1 pseudogene is annotated in these 217 nt (G+C 32.3%); it reads left to right on the forward strand.

Going from position 1 to position 217, the window contains the following annotated elements:
• Positions 1 to 98 precede the first annotated feature (98 nt).
• Positions 99 to 217 (forward strand): annotated as a pseudogene (locus WFH18_RS18395) (transposase family protein); the annotation flags it as partial.

The raw sequence follows: 217 nt of genomic DNA on the forward strand, positions 1-217 counted from the left end.
AACTTTATGGTGAATATTATGGCTGCTATAGTGGCTTATTGCTTAAATCCAAATAAGCCAACTTTCCAAAACTTGCTAAAAAGCTAAAATATTTCATCGAACTCAGGTTAACTCTAAACTACTTACGCTGTTATAGGACTCAAATTGAATTATCCGCTGACTATAATCTTGCTGAAAGTAATGTGAATCGTACTATTCATAAAGTTGAAAATGCTCT

Origin of the sequence: Acinetobacter sp. USHLN143 (genome assembly GCF_037145695.1) — a bacterium.
In the GTDB taxonomy this organism is placed as follows: Bacteria; Pseudomonadota; Gammaproteobacteria; order Pseudomonadales; family Moraxellaceae; genus Acinetobacter; species Acinetobacter fasciculus.